Source organism: Sphingobium rhizovicinum (assembly GCF_042647625.1).
Taxonomy (GTDB): domain Bacteria; phylum Pseudomonadota; class Alphaproteobacteria; order Sphingomonadales; family Sphingomonadaceae; genus Sphingobium; species Sphingobium rhizovicinum.
Window position 1 is genome coordinate 1,130,879 of record NZ_JBHRVU010000005.1, and the last position, 22,903, is coordinate 1,153,781.

Genomic DNA, 22,903 nt, shown 5'->3' on the forward strand with positions numbered 1-22,903 from the left:
GTCGTTCCTTATTTGGAGGGTCGCGAGATGATCAGGCAGCGAGTTTCGTAGTCTGCGCGTCGTCCTGGCGGGCGGCTTCGCTCGGGGGCGGCCCATATTGGCCGTCGAGCGTCATGCAACTGGGCAGCCGTCCGGCCCAATCGAACCCGATCCGATTGAGCATGCCCGCGATGATCTCGGGCTTTTTCGATCCGAGCAGCTTGGCGAACCCGTTCTCGCCCATATGCGCTACGAGACCGCATTCCTGCGCGATGAATTTGATTTCGTCCTTGGTGTAGCGTTCGAGGAACGACTGATCGACGCGCCAGACGGCCCGCAGATCGACGTGGAAGGCCCGCGCGAGGTCGGCGACATGGCCGAAGCTCGACGAGTCCTTGGCATAGGCTGCGCCGATGGCCGACAGGACATTTGCCGCTTGCTCATCCGAGAGCGCCTGGATTTCCTCGATCTGCGCCCTGTAATCGAGGCCCGGAAAAGTCGCACTGACCAGCAGAGCGGCGCGTGCCTTCAGGGTATCGGTCTTGATTTGCGGAAGCGTGCCGGACATCGCCGCGACCAGGATCGCACTCTGGGCAAGCGTGGGATTACCAGCGAGGGTTCGGGCAAGCGCAGTGCGCCAGGCCGCTTCGCGTAGGTCCGCGGTTCGCGCGGCGATCGATTGGGCGGTAACGCCAGGCTTCGCCGTAGCCGGCGAGTTGCCCGCCTTCCTCACCGAAGGACAAGGCACACGCACGCTCTCCCCCTGGTCCCTGGAAGCGTGAGCTTGGTCCATCGAAGGTTCGCGCAGGTCCGCCACCATGTCATCGATGGGATCGTCCTCCCCGTCTTCATCACCGTCGTCCGAGGCGGGAGCACCAGAAGCCCTCGCGGCCTTCTCGGTGTTGATTGCCGTTGAGAAGTGACCCGGGATTTCCACCGAGAAGTGACCCGCCTGATGGTTATGTTTCGGATGTCATTGGTGGGTCAAGACGGGGTTTCTCCTTTCTGGGTTTAGCCTGCTGGGCGGAGCTGTTTTTGAACCGGAAGCTGTCGTTGCCGGTCTCCAGTATGTGGCAGTGATGGGTAAGGCGATCGAGGAGCGCGGTGGTCATCTTGGCGTCGCCGAACACGGTGGCCCACTCGCTGAAGCTCAGGTTGGTCGTGATGATGACGCTGGTGCGCTCGTATAATTTGCTCAGCAGGTGGAAGAGCAGCGCGCCGCCGGAGGCACTGAACGGCAGATAACCCAGTTCGTCCAGCACGACGAGGTCCGAGTGGACGAGCCGGTTGGCGATCTGCCCGGCTCGCCCCTGGGCCTTTTCCTGTTCGAGGGCGTTGACCAGTTCGACCGTGGAGAAGAAGCGGACCCGTTTTCGATGGTGCTCGATAGCCTGAACGCCCAGGGCCGTGGCGACATGGGTTTTGCCGGTGCCCGGGCCGCCGACCAGCACGATATTGTCGGCGACGTCGATAAAGTCGCAGCGGTGAAGCTGCCGGACCAGCGCCTCATTGACCTCGCTGCTGGCAAAGTCGAAGCCCGCCAGATCGCGATAGGCCGGGAACCGCGCGACCTTGAGCTGATAGGCCACGGACCGGACCTCTCGTTCGGCCGTCTCGGCTTTGAGCAACTGGGAGAGGATCGGCACCGCCGCCTCGAAGGCGGGCGATCCCTGCTGCATGAGGTCGGTCACGGCCTGGGCCATGCCGGGCATTTTCAGACCGCGCAGCATCACGACGAGGGCGCCGGTGGCGGGATCATGACGCATGACGGTTCTCCCCGCGCAACGCATCATAGCGCTCGACATTGGCCATCGGCTCGCTGACCAGCCTCAACGCCTGTGGCGCCGTCACCGGCGGCGTCGAGAGCGGTTTTCCATCAAGCAGCCGGTGCAGCAGGTTGAGGATGTGCGTCTTGGTCGGAACGCCCGCATCCAGCGCCATGGCGACGGCGGTCAGTACCGCCTGTTCGTCATGGTGCAGAACCAACGCGAGGATTTCGACCATTTCCCTGTCGCCGCCGGGATTGCGCAGCAGATGTCGTTGCAGCCGCTGGAAGGCCTCAGGCAGTTCGAGGAAGGGCGCGCCGTTGCGCAGGGCGCCGGGCTTGCGTTGAACGACGGCGAGATAATGACGCCAGTCATAGACGGTGTGGCCGGGACCATCATGGGATCGGTCGATGATACGCCGGTGCTCGCATATCACCTGTCCTTCAGCGACGACCAGGAAGCGATCGGGATAGACCCGCAGGCTGACGGGCCGATTGGCGAAGGACGCCGGCACGCTGTAACGGTTGCGTTCCAGGTGGATCAGACAGGTTGGCGAGACCCGTTTGCCATATTCGACAAAGCCATCGAACGGTCTGCCCACCGGCATCAGACATTCCACTTCATCGGCCCAGGCATCGGCGACCGAACCCGCTTCGATCCCGTGCGGGATATCCTGCCACAGCTCCTTGCAGCGCTCCTCCAGCCATAGGTTGAGAGCATCCAGGCTTTCCGCCTGCGGCGTGGGTTGCCATAGCCGATGCCGGGCATCCTGGACGTTCTTCTCGACCTGGCCCTTTTCCCAGCCCGCTGCCGGATTACAGAACTCGGCCTCGAACAGATAGTGACTGACCATGGTGAGGAAGCGGTTGTTGACGTTGCGCTCCTTGCCGCGCCCGACCTTGTCGATGGCGGTGCGCATATTGTCGTATATCCCACGGCGCGGAACGCCACCCAGCACGCGGAAGGCGTGATTATGGGCGTCGAACAGCATCTCGTGGGTCTGGAGCAAATAGGCCCGCACGAGGAAGGCCCGGCTGTAACTGAGCTTGAAGTGGGCGACCTGCAGTTTAGTGCGCACGCCGCCGATGATCGCCCAGTCCTCGCTCCAATCGAACTGGAATGCTTCCCCGGGTGCGAAGGACAGCGGCACGAATGTCCCGCGCCCGCTCATCTGTTGCTCACGACGATAATCATCGCGCCAGTCCCGGGCAAAGGCCGCCACCCGATTGTAGGAGCCTTCATAGCCCAGGCTTACCAGATCGGCATGCAGCTGCTTCATCGTCCGCTTCTGCTTGCGGGTCCGACCCATCTCCCGTCTCAGCCAGGCTGACAGCCGTTCCGCGAACGGGTCCAGTTTGCTCGGCCGATCGGGCACCTTGAACCGCGGCTCGATCGTGTCCGAACGTAGATATTTACGGATCGTATTACGGTAAGCGGTGTTTTCAGGCCACGTGTAACCAGGGCATGAGTTCCTGAACGCGATTGGCGGGGTGACCGTTGGCGAGCGAAGTCAGTGTCTGCTTCAGCCAATCGTGGGGATTGATGCCGCCCAGCTTGCAGTTTTCGATGAGTGTGGCGATGACGGCCCAGTTATCGCCGCCCTCGTCGGAGCCGGCGAAGAGGGCATTCTTCCGATTCAAAGCCAAGGGGCGGATTGATCGCTCGACGGTGTTGGTGTCGAGTTCGATCCGACCATCGTCGATGAAGCGGACAAGGCCGTCCCAGCGGGTCGTCGCATAGCGGATGGCTTCGGCCAACTTGCTCTTGGCGCTGATCTGGCGGAGCCGGGCGTCCAGATAGAGCCTGAGATCCTCGACGATGATGCGGCTGCATTCGGCGCGCTGGATGCGGCGTTGCTCCGCGGCACAGCCGCGCACCTCATCCTCGACGGCATAGAGCATGGCGATCCGACGCAGGATCTCGGTCGCGACCGGGGAACTGGCGGCTAGATCATAGAATTTGCGCCGAACATGGGACCAGCAGAAGGCAAGGCTGAGTTGCTGTCCGCGGCGCTTGGCGAGCGCTGTATAGCCGCCATAGCCGTCGACCTGCAGGATGCCTGCAAAGTCTCCAAGGTGAATGTCGGGCCGCTCGGCCTTGCGATCTGCCGCATAGACATAGGCGACCATCGGCGGACCTGCGCCACCCCATGGCCGATCGTCGCGGGCATAGGCCCATAGCTGGCCGGTCTTCGTCCTTCCGCGCCCCGGATCAAGCACCGGGGCAGTAGTCTCGTCGGCAAACAGCCGCTCGGAACGGCGCAACTCTTCCAGCGTCCGGTCCCGCAATGGCCGCAGATACCATGCTGCCCGACCGACCCAGTCCGCCAGGGTGGAGCGATCGAGTTTGATATCCTGCCGGGCGTAGATTTGAGCTTGCCGATATAGAGGAACATGATCGGCATACTTGGATACGAGCACCTGGGCGATCAGCGCTTCGGTCGGAATCCCGCCTTCGATTATCCGCGCCGGAGCGGGGGCCTGGACGATCGCACCTTCACAGGAGCGACAGCCATAGCGCGGGCGGCGCGTCACCAGTACGCGGAAGGTGATAGGAACGACGTCTAGCCGCTCGGCAACGTCTTCACCGATCTGATGAAGCGGACCGCTGCAGCAGGGACAAGACTTGCCTTCGATATCGACAATCTGCTCGATCCGCTCGAGGTGCGCGGGTAGCGAGCCGCGGTTAGTCTTACGGGACTGGTCGCTGCGAGACCGCGGTGCGACAGCCTCTCTGGCAGCACGGGCATGCCCAAGGGCGATCTCGACATCTTCCAGCCCTAGCTGGAGCTGATCGGCATCGAGCTGTTCGGACCGGCGGCCGAAACGGTGCCGCATGAAGGCATCGATAATCGACTGAAGGCGCTCGATCTCAGCGTCTGCCTCGCCCTTGGCAACGCCCAGTTCTGTCAGCCTGGCTTCAGATACTGCCCGCTCCTCCATCAACATCCGGGACTGCTCCAGAACGAGCGCGCGGAGCGCGTCGATATCGTCAGGCAGGTCCGCTTGCGTCAGCATGGGAAGAGTGAATCAGTAGGGCAAAGCCCCGTCAACCGGCAATCTGCGGGGCCTGCGGCCGACGGCCGCCATGGACCCGGCGCCAGTCCAATCCTTCCAGAAGCGCACCGAGTTGGGCAGCGGAAAGGCGCATCACGCCGTCCTGAATGCCGGGCCACTTGAAGCCGCCTTGCTCCAGGCGCTTCGCCATCAGGCACAGTCCTGTGCCGTCCCACCAGATCAGCTTGATCCGGTCGGCACGCTTGGCCCGAAAGACATAGATCACACCGGAAAATGCATCGCCGCCATAATCGGCGCTCACCAGCGCCGCCAGGGCATCAGGCCCTTTACGAAAGTCCACCGGACGTGTCGCCACCATGACTCGCGTGCCCGGACCGATCCCGATCACTGCTGTACCTGCAACGCTTGGATCACCGCCGCTACCAGATCGGCCTTAGCTGTACGTCCAATCCGAACGACAGCGCCTCCTACCTCAACCTCTATTGCGACATCGCTCGACAATGGCTTGGGACTATCGGCCATGACCGGCACAAACATCGGTTCAGCATGGCTGGTGGCCTGACCTGCTTCCAACGCATAGCGCAGCTCCCGGCGCCACGTGTAGAGCAGCGACGTGCGAATGTCGTGCTGGCGCGAGAACTCGGCGATGTTCCCGCAACGCGCCATCTCCCCGACTATCGCCAGCTTCTGTTCCAGCGTCCAGATCCGTCGCCGACCTGCCATGCTGCGGAGCACCTCAGGGCGGCGGACAGGCTCCAGACCAACTCCAGTGCGGGTGTCCAGTGCGCTCGTAAGGCTGTGGGCTTCCATAACGCCCACCCTCTGCCTCAATCACCACGCCGTGCAAGGTGGGCGGAAAACAGCGCTTACGTATTACGTGACAGCCCGGTACGCCGCGCAATCTCACGGATCGACAGATGATCGCGGAAATGCCAGCGCCGGATAACGCTCAATAACGCCATGTCCAACACTCCATGACCCCTCGCTCGCCAAAGCCAGGGGTGAGTTCAACATGGGTCACTTCTCAGTGGAAATTTGGGCCCTTCCCGGGTCACTTCTCAACGGCCATCAACAGAGAGTACGAAAAAATGGATTGCTAAGTCCTTTTCCCGTTCGCTGCGCCGAGCATTCATCTCTCCTCCACTTAACATTTTACCATGATGGGAATTTTAGAACATAAGGGCAACGAGATGCAGCTGTTTTTCGCAGAGGTGATCCTCGGTAGACGCACTTCGCAATCATTTTACAGACAGCGGAAATTCCGCAGGCGGCCAGCATTGATCGCTCAGGCCCGAAAAGCGGAACGTCCGGACCTGCGGCACGAAAACTGGCGACTAAACGGCAAAGATGGGTCGACCGCGGAATCAGGACTGGCCTGCTATTGCTATAGCAGAAAGGTCCGCAGTGGCTTCGATAGGCGCACCAGTCTCCTTCCGTTCAGAGTATCGGTCAACGATCTGCGCCGCATGCGGCCGCATCAGCACCGTGAAGCGCACCAGTTCCTCCATCACGTCGACGATGCGCTCGTAATAACTGGACGCTCGCATCCGTCCGTCCTCGTCGAACTCCTTGTAGGCCATCGCGACTGAGGACTGATTGGGGATCGTGAACATCCGCATCCAGCGGCCCAGCAGGCGAAGCGAGTTGACGGCATTGAAAGATTGCGAGCCGCCGGACACCTGCATGACCGCAAGCGTTCGCCCCTGCGTCGGCCGCATCCCGCGCATCTGGAGCGGCAGATGGTCGATCTGCGTCTTCATGATGCCGCTGATCTGGCCATGCCGCTCCGGGCTGCACCAGACCATGCCTTCCGACCACAGCGCGTGCTCGCGCAGCTCATGCACTGCAGGGTGATCGTCCCCTGCCACCTGATCGGGCAGCGGCAGGTCGCTGGGATCGAAAATCCGCGTCTCGGCGCCAAAGAATTGCAGCAGACGCGCCGCCTCTTCCACGGCGAGGCGTGAGAACGAGCGCTCTCGCAGCGAGCCGTAGAGCAGCAGAATGCGCGGAGGCGGTTGGTCCGGGCCAAGGCCAGCGGCGGGGCGAGCCAACGCGAAAGCCTTGTTCAAAGCAGGAAGATGATCGGGGGCGGCGATTTCGCGCAGTCTCATGCGGAAATACCTTTCTCGTACCAGGGGCGGGTCCGCTTCACAAAGGTGACGATCGACAGCATCACCGGCACTTCGACCAGCACGCCTACGACCGTCGCCAGCGCGGCGCCGGAACTGAGGCCAAAGAGGCTGATGGCGGCGGCCACAGCCAGTTCAAAGAAGTTGGACGCACCGATCAGGGCCGAAGGGCCGGCAACGCACCATGCCACGCCGAAACGGCGGCTGAGCCAGTAGGCGATGCCGGCATTGAGATAGACCTGAAACAGGATCGGCACGGCAATCAGCGCGATCACCAGTGGTTGCCGGACGATCTGCTCGCCCTGAAAGCCGAACAGCAGCACCAGCGTCAAGAGCAGGCTGGCAAGGCTAATCGGGCCAATGGCGGACAGGAAATGCTGGAGCCGCTTCTCACCGCCGCGAAGGAGCGCGCGGCGGAGCAGTTGCGAGATGACCACCGGGACGACGATATAGAGGCCCACCGACAGCGCCAACGTGTTCCACGGCACGGTGATCGATGCCACGCCCAGCAGCAGGCCCACCAGCGGCGCGAAGGCAAAGACCATGATCAGGTCGTTCAGCGCGACCTGGCTCAAGGTGTAGTTCGGCTCGCCCTCGACGAGGTTGGACCACACGAAGACCATCGCGGTGCAAGGCGCTGCAGCCAGCAGGATCAGCCCGGCAATGTAGGACGACGATGCGCCTTCAGGCAGCATCGGCGCGAACAGATAGCCGAGAAAGAACGTGCCGAGCAGCGCCATCGAGAATGGCTTGATCGCCCAGTTCACCACAAGGGTAACGCCGATGCCGCGCCAGTGCTGCCGAAGGCTATGGAGCGCGCCGAAATCGACCCGCAACAGCATCGGGATGATCATCAGCCAGATCAGGCCTGCCACCACGAGGTTGAAGTTGGCAATCTCCAGCCCTGCGATCACCTCGAAGGCGACCGGGAACAAATGGCCGAAACCGATCCCGACAACGATGCACAGGGCGACCCACAGCGACAGGTAGCGCTCGAACAGCGACATAGTCGTCAGTCCTTCCCAGGAGCGATAGGCGCGGTCGAAATACCCCTGCCCAAGGCGATCTGCATGTAAACTGTGTCGAGCCAGCGGCCGGCCTTCCAGCCCATGCCGGTCAAGCGCCCTGCATGCTCAAAACCGCAGGAACCGTGGAGCGCTACCGAGGCAGGTTCCGCCCCGCCGATGACCGCAACCATGCGGCGGAAGCCGTGAGCTTCGGCGGCTTCCAGCAAGGCCTTGAGCAGCAATTTGCCGATGCCGCCACCGCGCCGGTCGTGCGCCACGTAGATGCTGTTCTCACAGGCATAGGCGTAGGCGGGGCGATCCCGGAACTGCGTGGCGTAGGCATAGCCGACCACTTGATCGCCATCGCAGGCGACGAGGAACGGCCAGCCCCGGCCGGACACCGTCAAAATCTTCTCGACGGTCTCATCCTCCGTCGGTGGCACGACTTCGTAGGTCGCCGTGCCATGCAAGACATGATGGGCGTAGATGGCCGCAATGGCACGCGCATCGTCGACCGTCGCCTTACGAACCGAAAGGGTCATCGCCGGGTCGCTTCGACGACTTCGCCGTCTTCCTTGACGAAAGTGCCGCGCTGCTCGGTGGGCAGGAGGTCCAGCACTTCTTCGGAAGGTCGGCAGAGCTTTACGCCCAGCGGCGACACCACAAGCGGCCGGTTGATGAGGATGGGATGCTCCATCATCGCATCGACCAAGGCCTCGTCCGTTAAGGTCTCGTCACCGAGGCCCAGCTCGGCATAAGGCGTACCCTTCTTACGCAGCAGTGCGCGTGGGGTGATGCCGGCCCGCGCGATCAGTTCCATCAGCAGCGCGCGGCTTGGCGGCGTCTTCAGGTACTCGACGACATGAGGCTCTATGCCCGCATTGCGGATCATGGCCAGGGCATTACGAGAGGTCCCGCAAAGCGGGTTATGGTAGATCACGATATCAGTCATTATCGCCTCTTCAGCAGCAGGTCAGTTCGGCCAGCAGCGGCTCGCACAGTTCGGCGCGCCCCTGGCAGCAATCCTTGGCCAGATAGATCATCAGTCCGCGCAGCGCGTCGAGGTCGGCGCGCTGGATCTGTTGACGACCTCGCTTCTCGGAAAGCACCAGGCCGGCCTTCGCCATCACGGCAAGGTGCGTCGAAAATGTGCTCTGGGTCAGTCCCGACGCTTCGACCAGTTCGCCGGTCGACAAACCATCCGGCTCATGTCGGATCAGCAGCCGAAACGCATCGAGCCGCGTGGGATGGCCAAGAGCGGAGAGAATGGAAAGGGCGTCATCGGTGTCCATTCATCGGAATTATCCGATGCGATATAGCCCGTCAACAAGAGATCGAATATTCCCGATGCTTTAATCGGCAGGCTTGAGGGCAGCTTGGGACCAACTGCCAAATGGAAGCTGGCATTCCGAGATTGGCTCGACGCGCGGTTGGAACGGAAAACCTGACCGTCTGCTCCTGGGGATCAAAAATCGCCCCTTGAACGGCTAATTTGGGTCGACACCGTCGAGGGCCAAGCGCCCAGATCGGGCGCTTGGCGATAAATTGGATCAGATGGCAATTCCCATAACTTCGCGGGCTGACATTGGGACTTCGCTGCCGTTCCCGGCCGCTTCGTCTCGTCGCCCGCAGCCTCGCGAAGCGCACCAACGATCGTCGACTTGCCAGCTCCCGCCAAGACAAGAGCAGCCAGTGCTTTCAGCATGCAGGCAGAACCGCCCAAATGGGTGACGGCTTGAAGGCTGCGACTGTCGTGCTGCCTGTAAAGATGCGCGGACAAAGAATGATGGAATTGGTGGGGAACCTGCCTAGTGTAGCTCGCGGGGGAGATCGAAAATGTCAGATCCGATGAGTAGTGTTGTACGCCTGCCTGGAGACGCCACGCATGCCGGGTGAAGTTCCTGTTCCGCCGCCACCGCCAGTTCCTGCCCCGCCCGCTCCCGCAGCGCCGCCAGCAGCACCCCCGCCACCGCCCCCGCCCCCAAGGACGTTTCGCTTTCTGCGCGCCTCCGAGACGCCAACCGCGCCGCTGATCTGGGGCCAGGATGAAGAGCAGGTCCGAAAGGCCATCGGCGAAGCACTCAACGCCCGGAACGTCGCGTTTTTGCTGGGCGCCGGCTGCTCGTCGCTCTGGGAAGACAAGCAGGAGCGCGGTATCCCGACGATGGGTCCGTTGGCCGAGACCTTTTGCAGCTATCCAAAGGCTGAGCTCGAAGATGACCTCAACCTCATCGATCCGCCGAAATGGGCGCTGGTCGACGACGATGTGGCGTTTCTGGCGGGCCTGGGAGCGAAGCTCAAAGACACGGAATATGCGAAGAATCTCGAGCGGCTGATGGAACTGCTCTTTAGAGCGGTTTTCGATCAATCTGGGTCATATCCGCACGAACTGAAGTAGTTGGCGCATTCCTTGGGCTGGAAGATGTCGACGAGCTTGCCGATGAGGCTCCACAAGCCGCTGACGGTTCTCTCACCTGCCTTGCGGAGCATGGCCTTGAGGCGGGAGAAGGCCTTCTCAATCGGGTTGAAGTCGGGGCTGTAGGGTGGGAGGAAGCGCAGCGTTGCTCCTGCCGCCTCGATCCGGTCGCGGACTGCGGGACGTTTGTGGCTCGACAGGTTGTCCATGATCACGACGTCGCCTGGCCGCAATTCGGGCACGAGTACCTGCGCCACATATGCTTCAAACCAATCACCGTTGATCGGGCCGTCTAGCACCATCGGCGCGACCATGCCGGTCATGCGTAGGCCGGCGACCAGCGTGGTGGTCTTGCGGTGACCATGCGGGAAGCCCATTCGCAGGCGCTGACCTCTGGCGCAGCGCCCATGACTACGGGTCATGTTCGTGGCAGTCCATGTCTCGTCAATGAAGACCAGGCGTTCCGGATCGAGATCGATCTGGCCGTCAAACCAGTCGTGGCGCTGCCTCAGGACGTCGGGCCGGTCTTGCTCGATGGCATGCCCAGTCTTTTTTTGCGCGTCATGCCCCGCCGCGCGAAAAACCGATGCAGCCCGGCAACCGAGATGGCGAGCCCCTCCTCGACCAAGGCGAGGCGCAGTTCTTCAAGCGAGATGTCCTTGCGCGCTTCCCAGAGGGCGAGAATGTCGGCAGATCGCTCCTCGACACGGCGCGAGCGCATATCTCCGCCTTGAGGTTTGGAGGCAACGCTGCCGGTTCCGCGCTGCTGCGCATGCCACCGGATCGCCGTCGACGGTGCTACGCCGAAACGCGCCGCCGCTGCCCGGCAACTCAGCCCGCCTGCAATCGCAGCCAGAAGCCGAACCCGCAAATCCATCGAGAGAGCGTGACCCATCCATGCCGGCCTCCTTCACCAGCACGGATTCTGAATCAGAAATCACGCGGAGAGGGAATCCCTCATCGATTCAAAGCGGTCGAAAAACGCTCTAGCCTTCGCTTCGTGTTTTCGCGCAGCGACAAGCCAGAGCATGTCGATCGGAAAAACAAGGTCGAGGCGTTGATCGCCAAGATCCAGGATTTCCTCTGGGAAAATTGCACCGACGGCGCCTTCGCGCACGGCAATTCCTCCGTCCTGAACCTGTACGAGTCGTTCTACCGCAAGCTGATCATGCGTGATCGGTCTCTCCCCCGACCGTGGGTTTTCACGACCAATTACGATCTGTTCAACGAGCGGGCGATGGATCGACTGGGCCTGCCCTATGCGAACGGCTTTTCGGGCGTCGTTGAGCGCCGCTTCAACCCTGCGACCTTCCGCTACGCATTGGCGGAACAGCTGGACCTCTCGAACCGCAAATGGTCTGCCGTCGATGGGTTCGTCTATCTCTGCAAGTTGCACGGATCGATCAGCTGGACCGAGGATGACCACGGACTCTTCCCGATCAAGGAGACCTGGCCGCAGGAATCCCCGAGCAAGGTCATGATCTACCCAACGCCCGCGAAGCAGAATTCGAGCCTGGGTTCCCCCTATGCCGATCTCTTCAGGGAATTCCAGTCGCGGATCGTGCGGGAGCAAAGCGTACTCATCACCGCCGGCTTCGCCTTTGGCGACGAGCATTTGAACAACATCATTTATCAGGCGCTGACGATACCGACGTTCCGGCTCATCGTTTTTGCCGACCCTAACTCGGCCGGCGAGATCGCAAAGCTTGCGGCCCTAAACGATCCTCGCATCTGGATCATTGGGGGAGATGGACCGACCGATGGCTCGCGCGCGCATTATTTCAACACGATCGTAGAGCACTTCCTGCCCCAGCGACCAGCAGAGCGGATCGATGACGCAGTGAAGCTCGTCCTCGAAACCTTCGGCCGAAAAGCCAAGGGAGACGATAATGAGCTCTGACGATCGCCGCCGAGCGATCGGCAAGGTCACCTCGGTCGCCGCAGACAAGTTCATCATCGAAATGCACGGCGGGACCGACAATTTCACGGTCGTGGGCTTCGACGACGTGCATTATGTCGCCCGGCTCGGCTCGTTCCTGATGATCCCGGCTCAGTCTGAATATGTGGTCGCCGAGGTCGTTGGTCTGCGCGAGCGGGACGTGTCCGGCAGTGGCGACGCAAACCTGGACAAGGCGAATTCTGCGAAGTTTCTTGATGTCGTGCCGGTCGGAATGCTGCCGGCTAAGGGCGATGGCAGATTTCGGTTCGGCGTGTCGGTCTTCCCGTCACTCTACGCGGATGCGCTGTACGCGCTTGACGGCGAGCTTGACCGGATCTTCGATACCGAGACCAACACTGTGCCGGGTATCGGGCACGGCGAAATTGCCTGCGCCCCGCCGGGTGCAACCAGGTTTCGCAACCTTGGGATCGGCCAGTCGGTCGTGTTCGAAGACTATGGCGTCAAGGTTCGTATCGACGACTTTTTCGGCGGCCACGTCGCCGTTCTCGGCAATACCGGCAGCGGGAAATCCTGCACGGTAGCATCCGTCCTGCAGGCTCTGTTCGAAAAGCCCGATGAGCACCATGCCAGGGGGGCCACATTCGTCGTGCTCGACGTGAACGGCGAATACGCCAAGGCATTCGAGAAGCTGCCGGAGATTGCCGACATTGGGGTCAGCCGCCTTGTTCTCGACGGCTCGGCGGCAGACGGCCGCTTCCGGCTCCCTCACTGGTACCTCGACCTGTCCGAGTGGGAATTGCTGCTCCAGGCGAGCGAACGAACGCAGGTGCCCATCCTCCGCATGGCCCTTGGGCTAGCCACGCTGTTTGGCGCGGCGAACGCGGGTCAGCTCAACGACGTACGAAACCATATCCTCGCCACGTGCATCACGTTGATCCTGAGCGACGAGACACCGCCGGGCGCAAAACGGACCCGGATTCGGGGGATTCTCCAGCGCTTCAGTACCCCCCAGATCAACCAGGCTGCGCTCCTGCGTATGATCGCCCTCAACTATGGCGACATGCCGGGACTGGACGCCGCTTATCAGTTCCTCGCAGGTGGAGGACAGCAAGCCGGATTCCTCATTCCCGACCTGAAGCTGCCCGACTATGATGGAACGCCGTTCGATTTCACCGCGCTTGGTGAAGCGATTGATTTGGCGCTCCTGTACGAGGAGGCTCATGGCAACCGGCAGATCCGCGATTACTGCGCGCAGATGGTGACGCGGTTCAAGGCGCTGGAAGAGCGTGGCGACTATCGCTTCCTCCGGCACGAACCCGCCGCGGCGGGTGACAGGGAGGCATTCCTGGCAACCCTCCTTGGCCTGAAGACGGTCGATGGAGGGCTGACCAAGGGCGCCCAGATCATCATTCTCGATATGAATGCGGTCGAGGATGAGGTCGTCGAACTGGTCAGTGCCGTGATCGCGCGAATGGTGTTCCGCCTCCTTCGACAAGCTGATCCACGCAATCGCTTCCCCGTCCACCTTCTGCTCGAGGAAGCCCATCGGTACGTCGCATCGACGCCGTCCCGTCACGCGGTCGACGCGAGCCGGATCTTTGAAAGGATCTCCAAGGAGGGCCGGAAATATGGCTTGTTTCTGCTCGTGGCGTCGCAGCGACCAAGCGAACTTTCAAAGACAGTGCTTTCGCAATGCTCGAACTTCGTGGTCCACCGGATACAAAACCCCGACGACCTGTCTCAGATCCGCCAGATGACGCCGTTCATCTCTGACAACGTGCTGCGACGCCTGCCTTCGCTCCCCAAGCAGCATGCCCTGGTTTTTGGCAACTCGGTCAATCTGCCCACGACCTTCAAGGTTCGCCGTGCTGATCCGCTGCCAGCAAGCGACGATGCGAAGATCGTCGACCTGTGGTTCCACGAGGCAGGTCGCCTGTCCTCAATCCGCCTGGCGCCGGTCGCGGATGAGTAGTTCTCGCACCGAAGAGATGATCGCTGCGCTTGAGGCCAGCGGCGACTATAAGGTTCTGCGGAAGCTGAGTGCTGGCAATCCACTCGCCGAGGCACCTCGCGGCACGCGTCGGGCTGTCGTGGCCGATGTCGAGACCACCGGCCTGGATTGCGAGACGAACGAGATCATCGAACTGGCAATGGTTCCGTTTTTCTACACGTTTGCGGGCGAGATTGTTGGCGTTGGAGTCCCCTTCAACGGGCTCAGGCAACCATCGATCCCGATTCCTGCTGATGTGACACGGCTGACCGGGATCGACGATGCAATGGTCGCCGGCAAATCGATCGACCCTTCCCAAGTTGCGGCTTTCGCTGGGCCCGGCCTCGTCATAGCCCACAACGCGCCGTTCGACCGCCCCTTCCTCGAGAAGTTCTGCCCGGCGCTTGCCAAGAATCCCTGGGCCTGCTCGCTGAACGAAGTCAGTTGGTCGGATGAGGGGTTCGAGAGCGCCAAGCTTGCATTTCTGGCGATGGCTTCCGGCTTCTTTTACGACAAGCACCGGGCGGTACATGACTGCAATGCGACGATAGAACTGCTTGGCCGCCCTTTGCCGATCAGTGGTCACAGCGCTCTGTCGAAGCTTTTACTGTCTGCCAGAGGCAAGACATATCGGTGCTGGGCATTGAATTCTCCTTTCGAGACGAAGGATGAACTCAAGCAGCGCGGGTATCGTTGGAACGGCAGAGAGGACGGAACGCCCCGTTCGTGGTGGATCGACGTGCCCGAGGACGCCCTCACCTCTGAGTTAAGCTATTTGCGCGGCGAGATTTATAAGCGCCATGTTGACCTGCCGATCGCCGAAATCACGGCGTTTAATCGACACTCTGGTCGCATCCGACCCGCGACGTGACGGTGGCTGGCCGGGTTTCAGCACTTGCGGGTTACTCAGGACGATTTGCGGCGAATAACCGCCGATCATGGCAAGCGGAGCAAAGGGTCGATCACCGACTCCATCCTCTCCAAACCGGCCATTCCGCTTTCCATCCATCGTGTCGATCGGCATCACCTGAACGTGGCGCGACTTTCGGAATCGACCCCACGGCGGCTGAATGACCAATGTGTATGGGGGGGGTGCTGCCAGACGGTTTCGCGCTCAGCGAATGGCAAGTTGTGTTAAAATCTGCCGTTCCATGCTCGATCGGCGAACGACGCATTCTGGTCGATAGCTACTAGAGAAGCCGACCGTTCGCTTGCGCGGCCTCAAGCCAGGCGACCTTGGGCGGATCGTCGGACGGCAGGCGATACTCTATGCTCAGGAATATCGCTGGAACCAGGACTATGAGGCGCTGGCGGCGCGGATCGTCGCCGATTTCCACCAATCGTTCGATCCCGCGCGCGAGGATGCCTGGATTACGGAGATGGACGATCAAATGGTCGGTTCGATCTTTCTGGTTAAGGGCGAGAAGCCAACGGTGGCAAAGTTGCGGCTGCTCTATGTCGAGCCAGATGCGCGTGGCGCCGGCGTGAGCAAAATGCTGGTCGAGGCGTGCATCAGACGGGCGTGTGACCTGGGATATGAGCGGCTCGATCTTTGGACCAACAGCGTCCTGGTGGCCGCCCGCAGTATATACCAGAAGGCAGGGTTCGAGCTGGTGGACGAAGCGCCCCACAATAGCTTTGGCCAGGACCTGATCGGACAGACCTGGTCGCTGACGCTGTGACCTCTGCTACCTGATTGCATGTGCACCCTAGATGCTCGATAAAAAGCATATGGGGGATGTGCATAAATTCAGGAAACCGCGAAATAGCCGTCGCCATTCTTTCCAATCCGAGCTGCCGTCCCTGCGCGGACCAAAGCGCAGGCGATGGACTCGCGTGCAAAGCATCCTCGTCATCATCGGCTTGTTGCTTGGCGCGTTCCTGGGGCTGAAGCTGATCGGCGAGACCGGTTTCGCGTCGGAAGAAGCGAGCTTTCAATGTGGCAGCGTCCGCGTGATCGACGGGGACACGTTCGATTGCGGATCGACGCGCATTCGCCTGTCAGGCATCGACGCGCCAGAATTGCCCGGACATTGCCGCCAAGGACGCCAATGCACGCCGGGCGATCCCTATGCGGCCACGCAAAATCTCCAAAAGCTCGTAGCGGCTGGTGCGGTGCAGTGCCGCAAGACCGACACCGACAAATATGGCCGAACGGTCGCCAGATGTACGTCGAAGGGAGTCGACCTGTCCTGTGGCCAATTGAGCGCCGGACAGGCGGTGCGTCGCTACGGCTATATCCTCTGCTTGTAAAAGCCGCAGTCCCAAAGGAATAGGGCGAGGATGTATCGGCCATTCAACATTCTCATCTTTGTTGCCGCTGGACTGACCGCGCCGTTGATTGCAGACCCCGGCATCGCGGCCGCGCGCCCAGCCGCTACCGTGCAATCCATCGCCGAGATCAGCACATTGCGGGAGGAGATTGGGAGAGCCGCATCCGCGACCCAGGTGCTGGACCGCTGGTGCGCCTCCCATCATATGGCGCCGGCAGGCGCGGTCATTGCCGAGAAAATCGCGAACAAGCCGGTCTCGGCCACCGCGCAGTTGCGCCGTGCGTTGCAGCTCGATGCGTCGGACCGCGTTCAACTGCGGCACGTCCGCTTGCGCTGCAACGGGCATATCCTCTCCGTTGCACGGCTCTGGTATGTCCCCTCCCGCTTGCCCGCTTTCATGGAGGCAAGCCTTCAGCAGACCGATGCGCCGTTCGGCAAGATAGTCGCGCCTTTGCATCTCGACCGGAAATCGGCAGGATCGTCGTCCGCATGCTTGCCCAAGGGAGGCGGGCCCACCGCCAAAACACCACCGCGAATCCTGTTCTCCCAGCGCGCGCTCATGAGCCGGGCAGATGGTCTGCCCATCGCTTATGTTGTCGAGGACTATCAACGGGGATTGCTCGGCTTCGCGCGCGATTGACGCTCAAGCCACTCGGTCCGGGATGATGAAGCCGACGGCGCGGCGGGCGGAAACCTCGACCGGTTGCCCGCGATCCGCTCCCGAGCCGCACGCCCATCGGCGGTCAGCAAGACTCTTCATCGCATGATGCCGGCTCGCCGGAGAGCCTGTTCGATGATCGCTCCGACATTCACGCGGCCGGACGCCTGGCGAGATTGGGTCGCGCTGTTTGGCAATGGGAATTGGATAGGATCTCGCACGCGCGCGATGGGGTCGTTCTGTTCGCTAGTCTGAACTTCCACCGGTATAGCCCTCGCTTCTTCGGCGAGCCCCCAGAATGCCGCGATATGCCGGGTCGATGAGATTCCGGCATCGAGCATATAGGGGCTGGCGACCCCGCAAGCCTCGGGACCGGAGACTGCAAGCGGCGTCCCGTGCCCCATCCCGGTCACTTCATAGGCTTCGATCGCCACCCGGCCATCGCGATCGCGCCAGAGGCGCTGGCGCGCCCCGTCCACGATCCGCGTTTCAAGCTCCCAATCGTCCTTCTCGTGGACGGCCTGCCACTGAGCGATGATCCTCTCCGCGTTCGAGGCGTGGACCGTCCGGTCCGCGTCACCCTGCCAGACAGAGATGGTCGGCCAAGGTCCGGCATGATCAGAGGCGGATCGGATGAGAGCGCCCAGTACCTCGTCATCAGGGTAGCCCTCGCCGCGCATGCGCGCAAAGGCTTCAGGCACGGACGCGGCCGCACCATAAGGCAGGCCCGCAATGATCGCGCCCCCGGCGAACAATTCAGGATAGGTCGCCAGCATGATCGACGTCATCGCTCCGCCGGCCGAAAGGCCCGTCACATAGATGCGGGCCTCGTCGATCGGGTGTGCCCCGACCATGGCGGCGATCATCTGGCGGATCGATAGCGGCTCACCTGCGTCCCTCGCCGAGTCTCCAGGCGCAAACCAGTTGAAGCAGCGATTGGGATTGTTGGCGTGCCGCTGCTCCGGAAACAGCAAGGCAAAGCCCAGCTCATCCGCCAGCTGCGACCAGCCAGAGCCATGGTCATAAGCATGGGCATTTTGCGTGCAGCCATGCAGAACCACGACCAGCGGCGCGTGCTGGCTCCGGTCCGAGCCGCCCAGACCCTTCGGGATATAATATCTGGCTCGAAGCGCTCCAGAATTGGACCCGAAATCCTCCATGTTGCTGAGCCGCCCCCGGTCGGACGGTGGCGGCGGCTGGAGCGATAATGCCCTGAATTTTCCAAGTTGCGCGATCGTCGAGTGCAGTTTCGTCATAACTGTCCCTCCATGGGCAGAGGCCCATCCGATCATATAACGCTGCAACTGCGAATTACGTTGCTGCACTGCACCATAAATTTCGAAAATGCCGGAGTAGCATTGGCCAGATCGCGCTACAAATGGCGCAAAACCGTGGCCATCGAGAGTTGTACGGCAATGTTTCCTTCATCGGCGTCCGCGCTGCGCCGCGCGACGATCCGCCTTCGCCAACAGTCCTTGGTCGAGCTCCGGCCTGTTCCATCGGGCCGCAGGCCCCAGTGTCATCAGATCTTCACCGCGCGTCAGGAAGGTGAACACCTTGTTCGTCACCTCGATCATCAGCACCTTCATTTCCTCGTCGGAAATGCGCGAGAGATTGGTCCAGGGAATGTCGCCATAGGGCGTGACGACCTTCACGTCGCTATAATCACCCGTCGCGCTGCTGGGCGTCACCCCCGCATGGAGATCCTCCAGCCCGGTGTTGCGCACGCATTGTTCCACCAGAGCAAGGGTGAAGAAGGCCTTCTCATCGTCGGTCAACATATCATCGGCCATGCCCGGTTCCATGTCTGTCTGGTCGCAGCGCGCCTTTAAGGATCGTCAGACCCTATCAGTCCTGCCCGCGCCATTGGTCCAGCGCATCTTCATATTTTGCGCGGGCTTTGTCGACCGCTGCCTGAAATTTGCCGGCCTGTCCCTCCCCTTCTTTGCGCACCTTGGCAATCTGCATTCCGATGCGGGCGCGCTCTTTCTCCAACTCCCCTATGCGCGCTTCTACCGATCGGACATGCTCGTGCAGTTTCTGCTCCGCCAGATCCAGCGCCTTTCGGCTGGGTCGCGGCCGAGGCTTAGCAGGGATCACCCTGCCCTCTGCTTTGCGCGGCGTGGCCTTCATCGGCTTGGCCGCCGAAGCCAGATGTTCCGCAGCGGTGCCGCGGGCGCGCTTGATGACGGTGCCCGGCTTTTGGGCCGCTTCCGCCAAGAGCTTTGGATCGTCGATACTTTCGGCAATGCCTCGCGCGAACAGATCGGCGTCGGCACCCCAGGCCTGCAGCGCCGCCTTCTGGCTGGGCGCTGCGACATAGGCGTCGTGAAATCCGATCGGAGTCCGGAACAGTTTCAGTCTGGGCGCCATATAGCCAGCCATCCGCCAAATGAAGACGGCCCGTCAGTCGGGGGAACTGACGGGCCGCCGATATCATCGAGCCGCACGAGCGGGGGGCAAAGATGCGCGGATCGATGAAGGGGTAACCGGCAAAGCAGGTTCTGGTTCCTAACGGTACGGCTGAGTGTCGCTACACGACCGACTTCCGCAGGCTCCTGAACGTGATCGACCATCGCAAAGCCTCTATCGGCGCGATGCTATGCTCCCAGGCGTGCCTGGCCTCCCCACTCATATGGTAGATGGAGCATGGCGCGAGCGGAGCATTTGCCCGGCTGAAGCCTGTCTCCGTGCGGCGTCGGAAGCGCATTGTCGCCGGTTCGCCCAGCGAAATGCCGATTACATGCTCGAACGCCGGGCGGTCACGATGCCAGCCGATACCCGCGCCTGGATCATAACGGATCAGCAGCAGTTGCTCGAGTTCGTCCGGCTCCAGACCCGCGAACCGCGCCGCGCGGGCCTTGAGCGGCACCGCCCATTGCGGAATGGGCTCGGCCGGCGCGAAAACACCGGTCTGGAAATCATAGCTCCACCCGAAGCTTTTGGTCAGCCGCTTGCCGGTCCATTGCTGGAAGAGGAAGGGCGTCAGGCCCGCATCCTTTACGCCTGCGATGAGCGCCCGCTCCTCCGACCGCAAGATGAAATCCTCACGCTGATGAAGCCCCGGCAGCACCGGCACGTCTGGCTGCGGCGGCAAATCCAGCGGAAGCATCATGGTCATCGGCATGATCGTTGGCTCTGGCCCATCAAAGGGCGAAACTCGTTTGCACAGGCTTGGTCAGGATTTCCTCGATTGTGAAAATGTCGCCGGGCGGCGTCACCAGCAGTGCCTCTTCCGGAACCATAAAATCCAGCCATTGCATGACCTGCCGCCGCTCGATGATCGCGCCATGCCGGCTCTGATAGCGGATGACGTCAGGGTTCGCATCGACGGTGAGGATTCGATAGCTCACTGGCCAGTCGCTCATGGGCGGCTCCCAGATGGCAGCGAGATAAAAGAAATTGCCGTCTTCGCGAAAGGCGCGGAATTTCTTCTCGCCGTTCCGAATGTGGAATTCCGAGGCCGGAACGAGGCAGCGATTGCTAGGGAAGCTTTTCCCTTCGGACCGGATGAACTCATAAGAGACGCCGTCGGCGAAGCGCGGGCTGGAACCCCAGGCCGCTTCAATCATCTCAATCTCTCGGGCATCATCCGGATTGCGTCGGATGATGGCACGGCGACTTCCGAAAGCGTCGGAGTCGAAGGGAGTTGCTTTCGAGTCCATGACGAGAACATAAAGCGAACGAACGCTAAGGGCAAGCTGAAGAAACCCGCGCGGAGGGCCTATGTGCAACGATTACAGGTTGAAGGTCGATATCGCCTCGATCGTCGAGGATTTCGAGGACCTCAAGATCAAGATCAGGATGCCCGAGGGCAAACCCAATGTGCCCGCGCGCGACGATATCCGGATGACCGACATGGCGCCGATCGTGCGCAGCGTGGAGGGCGAGCGGGGCGTGGGCGAACTGGTCAACCGCCGCTGGAGCTGGCCGGGCAACCACGACAAGCCGGTCTATAATTTCCGCACCGAGGGCCGCGAGTTCAGATCGCACCGCGCGCTTATCCTGGCTGACGGCTTCTTCGAGTTCACCGACCCGCCAGTGCCTCGGCCGAAGGACAAGCGGCTCGACAAATGGCTGTTCACGATGAAGGATCATGACTGGTTCTGTATCGCCGGCATCTGGCGGGAAAGCCCGGCTGGCGAAGCCTTCACGATGCTCACCATGGACGCCGGACCCGATGTCGCGCCCTATCATCACCGCCAGATAATTCCGCTCACCCGCGATCAATGGGTAGACTGGCTTGATCCCACCGTACCCGCGAAAGAGATACTGCGCTGGCTGCCGGAGGGCAGCCTGCAGGTCGCCCAGGTCTACGGCGCGCCGCCCGCACAGCAGGTTTTGTTATGACGCAAGACGCGACGCTGGCCCGGTTTATCGAAGCCCAGGCAAAAATCTATGACACAGCGCTCGCCGAGATCAGGGCCGGCGCCAAGCGCAGCCATTGGATGTGGTTCGTCTTTCCGCAGCTTCGCGGCCTCGGCCACAGCCCGACGGCCCACTATTATGGAATTGCCTCGCTCGCCGAAGCCCGCGCCTATCTCGCTCATCCAGTCCTGGGGCCGCGCTACCTCGAATGCGTGAAAGCACTTCAGGCGCTTGGCGGCAGCGATCCGGTCTCCATCTTCGGCTCGATCGACGCGATGAAGCTGCGCTCGTCGCTCACCCTGTTTGAAGCCGCCGGTGGATCGCCGCTACTCGACGATGCGCTGGAACGCTGGTTCGATGGCGATCGGGATGCATCGACGCTGCACCGCCTCGGCTGAGCGGCTGCAGATATGTTCGCCGAACTCTCTACAGGGTCAACTTCATCCTATCCGGTCATATAAAGTGCAAAGCTCATCTGGATTGTCATTGGCGATACCTGTCGGCGAAGCCAGTAGCTCGGGCCACTGTTCTGACCAGTGACGGAAAGGAAGAACTGCGCCGCCCTGGCGCCATTTTTCGACCTGGCGAAGATCAACATCGGCCATCAGCCACTGGGCCTGATGAGCCGGTCCAATGGCGAAAACGCCATTGTCGGGCGTGATGCAGTCAGGCGGCCCATAAACTGCAGCGGCGCCATAATTTTCGTCGAGCGATGGGAGCCAGGGCGCGAGACCAACTGTGGGCGCCTGCACCACATAACATTGATTTTCAAGCGCACGCGCCTGCGCGCCGATCCGCACCCGCCAATAACCCTGCATATTGTCGGTTGCTGAGGGCACGAGGATGATTCTTGCTCCCGCTTCTGCCTGGCGACGTGCAATCAGAGGAAACTCGGCGTCATAGCAGATGGATATGCCAACCGGGCCAAAGGGCGTGTCCAATGCTTTTATCTGCGTACCCCCTGCTATGCCCCAGATCTCCCGTTCGAAGCGGGTCATCACAATCTTGTCCTGCCAACCCACACTGCCATCGGGACAGAAGAGCCGCGCCCGGTTGACGATCATCCCTCGCTCGTCGACCGCCGGACCGCTACCGGCCAAGATGACTATCCCATATCGAGTAGCCAGTTTCCGGTGCAGTTCTTCCGCTCGATCCGAAAGCGCCATGACCAGTTCAAGGGAGCGCTGAAGATCAGACGCTGTAGCAGGGTTGCAGCCAGCCAGCTCCATCGCCGCATATTCGGGGAAAAGCAGCAGTTGCGCGCCTTCCTCCACTGCCTGTGTCACCCACCGGCTGATTTTGGCTTCCCACGCGTCATAGCTTGGCAGCAGTTCGATCGGATATTGCGCCGCCGCGATTCGAACTTGGTCCACTTCGTCCCGCCCCCAGGGTGAATGTCG

27 protein-coding genes are annotated in these 22,903 nt (G+C 61.5%); 9 read left to right on the top strand and 18 right to left on the bottom strand.

Translation table 11 applies throughout. The features are described from left to right. Nucleotides 1-31: 31 nt before the first annotated feature. The 11 genes from ACFOKF_RS23955 to ACFOKF_RS24005 all read right to left on the bottom strand — a co-directional run bounded on the left by ACFOKF_RS23955 (nt 32) and on the right by ACFOKF_RS24005 (nt 9,190). Complete coding sequence (locus ACFOKF_RS23955; RefSeq protein WP_380799131.1) at nt 32-916, bottom strand: hypothetical protein; 885 nt, start codon at nt 914-916, stop codon at nt 32-34. A 22-nt stretch (nt 917-938) separates the two neighbouring features. After that, nucleotides 939-1,745 carry an IS21-like element helper ATPase IstB gene (gene istB, locus ACFOKF_RS23960; protein WP_380799133.1) on the bottom strand — a complete coding sequence of 269 codons (807 nt, stop codon included), beginning with the start codon at nt 1,743-1,745 and terminating at the stop codon, nt 939-941. Further along, nucleotides 1,735-3,228: an IS21 family transposase gene (istA, locus tag ACFOKF_RS23965; protein WP_380799351.1), complete on the bottom strand. Its 1,494-nt coding sequence runs from the start codon at nt 3,226-3,228 to the stop codon at nt 1,735-1,737. The genes istB and istA overlap by 11 nt, the downstream gene beginning before the upstream one ends. Further along, entirely contained in the window at nt 3,188-4,762 is a 1,575-nt protein-coding gene (gene tnpC, locus ACFOKF_RS23970; protein ID WP_380799134.1) for an IS66 family transposase, read from the bottom strand. The genes istA and tnpC overlap by 41 nt, the downstream gene beginning before the upstream one ends. A gap of 31 nt (nt 4,763-4,793) precedes the next feature. Next, nucleotides 4,794-5,150, bottom strand: coding sequence for an IS66 family insertion sequence element accessory protein TnpB (gene tnpB, locus ACFOKF_RS23975; RefSeq protein WP_048578819.1), 357 nt, complete (start codon nt 5,148-5,150; stop codon nt 4,794-4,796). Continuing rightward, nucleotides 5,147-5,572, bottom strand: coding sequence for a transposase (locus ACFOKF_RS23980; protein ID WP_380799135.1), 426 nt, complete (start codon nt 5,570-5,572; stop codon nt 5,147-5,149). Before ACFOKF_RS23980 ends, tnpB begins: the two co-directional genes overlap by 4 nt. Before the next feature lie 554 nt (nt 5,573-6,126). Next, entirely contained in the window at nt 6,127-6,873 is a 747-nt protein-coding gene (gene arsH / locus ACFOKF_RS23985) for an arsenical resistance protein ArsH (RefSeq protein ID WP_037485352.1), read from the bottom strand. Further along, entirely contained in the window at nt 6,870-7,898 is a 1,029-nt protein-coding gene (gene arsB, locus ACFOKF_RS23990; RefSeq protein WP_380799136.1) for an ACR3 family arsenite efflux transporter, read from the bottom strand. Before arsB ends, arsH begins: the two co-directional genes overlap by 4 nt. Nucleotides 7,899-7,903: 5 nt before the next feature. Further along, entirely contained in the window at nt 7,904-8,440 is a 537-nt protein-coding gene (locus ACFOKF_RS23995) for a GNAT family N-acetyltransferase (protein ID WP_037485356.1), read from the bottom strand. Next, nucleotides 8,437-8,850 carry an arsenate reductase (glutaredoxin) gene (arsC, locus tag ACFOKF_RS24000; protein WP_037485359.1) on the bottom strand — a complete coding sequence of 138 codons (414 nt, stop codon included), beginning with the start codon at nt 8,848-8,850 and terminating at the stop codon, nt 8,437-8,439. Before arsC ends, ACFOKF_RS23995 begins: the two co-directional genes overlap by 4 nt. A 10-nt stretch (nt 8,851-8,860) precedes the next feature. Then, nucleotides 8,861-9,190, bottom strand: a complete 330-nt coding sequence (locus ACFOKF_RS24005) for an ArsR/SmtB family transcription factor (protein ID WP_037485363.1) — start codon at nt 9,188-9,190, stop codon at nt 8,861-8,863. A 593-nt stretch (nt 9,191-9,783) separates the two neighbouring features. Here ACFOKF_RS24005 and ACFOKF_RS24010 point away from each other — a divergent pair. Further along, on the top strand, nt 9,784-10,296 hold the full coding sequence (locus ACFOKF_RS24010) for a hypothetical protein (RefSeq protein ID WP_380799138.1): 513 nt from the start codon (nt 9,784-9,786) through the stop codon (nt 10,294-10,296). Here ACFOKF_RS24010 and ACFOKF_RS24015 read toward each other — a convergent pair. Beyond that, a protein-coding gene (locus ACFOKF_RS24015; protein WP_159367704.1) for an IS630 family transposase occupies nt 10,263-11,209 on the bottom strand; the annotation gives its coding sequence in 2 pieces (ribosomal slippage) (nt 10,263-10,873 and nt 10,873-11,209; 948 coding nt in all). The two genes, ACFOKF_RS24010 and ACFOKF_RS24015, sit on opposite strands and share 34 nt — an antisense overlap. A 273-nt stretch (nt 11,210-11,482) precedes the next feature. Here ACFOKF_RS24015 and ACFOKF_RS24020 point away from each other — a divergent pair. From ACFOKF_RS24020 to ACFOKF_RS24045, 6 genes are all read left to right on the top strand, one after another. Then, nucleotides 11,483-12,214 (top strand): SIR2 family protein, encoded by a 732-nt coding sequence (locus ACFOKF_RS24020; protein WP_380799352.1) that lies wholly within the window; start codon nt 11,483-11,485, stop codon nt 12,212-12,214. Next, on the top strand, nt 12,204-14,186 hold the full coding sequence (locus tag ACFOKF_RS24025; protein ID WP_037484924.1) for an ATP-binding protein: 1,983 nt from the start codon (nt 12,204-12,206) through the stop codon (nt 14,184-14,186). The genes ACFOKF_RS24020 and ACFOKF_RS24025 overlap by 11 nt, the downstream gene beginning before the upstream one ends. Continuing rightward, the gene (locus ACFOKF_RS24030) at nt 14,179-15,075 is read left to right on the top strand and encodes a 3'-5' exonuclease (RefSeq protein ID WP_051585536.1); all 897 of its coding nucleotides are present in this window, start codon (nt 14,179-14,181) and stop codon (nt 15,073-15,075) included. Before ACFOKF_RS24025 ends, ACFOKF_RS24030 begins: the two co-directional genes overlap by 8 nt. A 340-nt stretch (nt 15,076-15,415) precedes the next feature. Then, nucleotides 15,416-15,886 (top strand): GNAT family N-acetyltransferase, encoded by a 471-nt coding sequence (locus ACFOKF_RS24035; protein WP_037484928.1) that lies wholly within the window; start codon nt 15,416-15,418, stop codon nt 15,884-15,886. A 154-nt stretch (nt 15,887-16,040) separates the two neighbouring features. After that, entirely contained in the window at nt 16,041-16,457 is a 417-nt protein-coding gene (locus ACFOKF_RS24040; RefSeq protein ID WP_223308129.1) for a thermonuclease family protein, read from the top strand. Between the two features lie 30 nt (nt 16,458-16,487). Continuing rightward, nucleotides 16,488-17,117: a hypothetical protein gene (locus tag ACFOKF_RS24045; protein WP_099233707.1), complete on the top strand. Its 630-nt coding sequence runs from the start codon at nt 16,488-16,490 to the stop codon at nt 17,115-17,117. 116 nt (nt 17,118-17,233) lie between these two features. Here the strand turns inward: ACFOKF_RS24045 and ACFOKF_RS24050 are convergent, their stop codons facing one another. The 5 genes from ACFOKF_RS24050 to ACFOKF_RS24070 form a co-directional block, all read right to left on the bottom strand. After that, complete coding sequence (locus ACFOKF_RS24050) at nt 17,234-18,427, bottom strand: extracellular catalytic domain type 1 short-chain-length polyhydroxyalkanoate depolymerase (protein ID WP_306552776.1); 1,194 nt, start codon at nt 18,425-18,427, stop codon at nt 17,234-17,236. Nucleotides 18,428-18,559: 132 nt separating this feature from the next. Continuing rightward, on the bottom strand, nt 18,560-18,928 hold the full coding sequence (locus ACFOKF_RS24055; protein ID WP_037485143.1) for a hypothetical protein: 369 nt from the start codon (nt 18,926-18,928) through the stop codon (nt 18,560-18,562). Nucleotides 18,929-18,983: 55 nt separating this feature from the next. Further along, a complete protein-coding gene (locus ACFOKF_RS24060) occupies nt 18,984-19,508 on the bottom strand; it encodes a hypothetical protein (protein ID WP_037485145.1) in 525 nt (174 codons plus the stop codon). Nucleotides 19,509-19,668: 160 nt separating this feature from the next. Further along, nucleotides 19,669-20,256, bottom strand: coding sequence for an alpha-ketoglutarate-dependent dioxygenase AlkB (locus ACFOKF_RS24065; RefSeq protein WP_223308130.1), 588 nt, complete (start codon nt 20,254-20,256; stop codon nt 19,669-19,671). Between the two features lie 25 nt (nt 20,257-20,281). Next, nucleotides 20,282-20,707 (bottom strand): SOS response-associated peptidase family protein, encoded by a 426-nt coding sequence (locus ACFOKF_RS24070; RefSeq protein WP_051585539.1) that lies wholly within the window; start codon nt 20,705-20,707, stop codon nt 20,282-20,284. A 172-nt stretch (nt 20,708-20,879) separates the two neighbouring features. On the opposite strand from ACFOKF_RS24070, the gene ACFOKF_RS24075 reads away from it, so the two are divergent. Together ACFOKF_RS24075 and ACFOKF_RS24080 are read left to right on the top strand one after the other, a co-directional pair. Further along, nucleotides 20,880-21,485, top strand: coding sequence for an SOS response-associated peptidase family protein (locus tag ACFOKF_RS24075; RefSeq protein WP_380799139.1), 606 nt, complete (start codon nt 20,880-20,882; stop codon nt 21,483-21,485). After that, nucleotides 21,482-21,901, top strand: coding sequence for a DUF1810 domain-containing protein (locus tag ACFOKF_RS24080; RefSeq protein ID WP_099233710.1), 420 nt, complete (start codon nt 21,482-21,484; stop codon nt 21,899-21,901). The genes ACFOKF_RS24075 and ACFOKF_RS24080 overlap by 4 nt, the downstream gene beginning before the upstream one ends. A gap of 42 nt (nt 21,902-21,943) precedes the next feature. Here ACFOKF_RS24080 and ACFOKF_RS24085 read toward each other — a convergent pair whose 3' ends face one another. Then, complete coding sequence (locus tag ACFOKF_RS24085; RefSeq protein ID WP_099233715.1) at nt 21,944-22,876, bottom strand: carbon-nitrogen hydrolase family protein; 933 nt, start codon at nt 22,874-22,876, stop codon at nt 21,944-21,946. Nucleotides 22,877-22,903 lie beyond the last annotated feature (27 nt).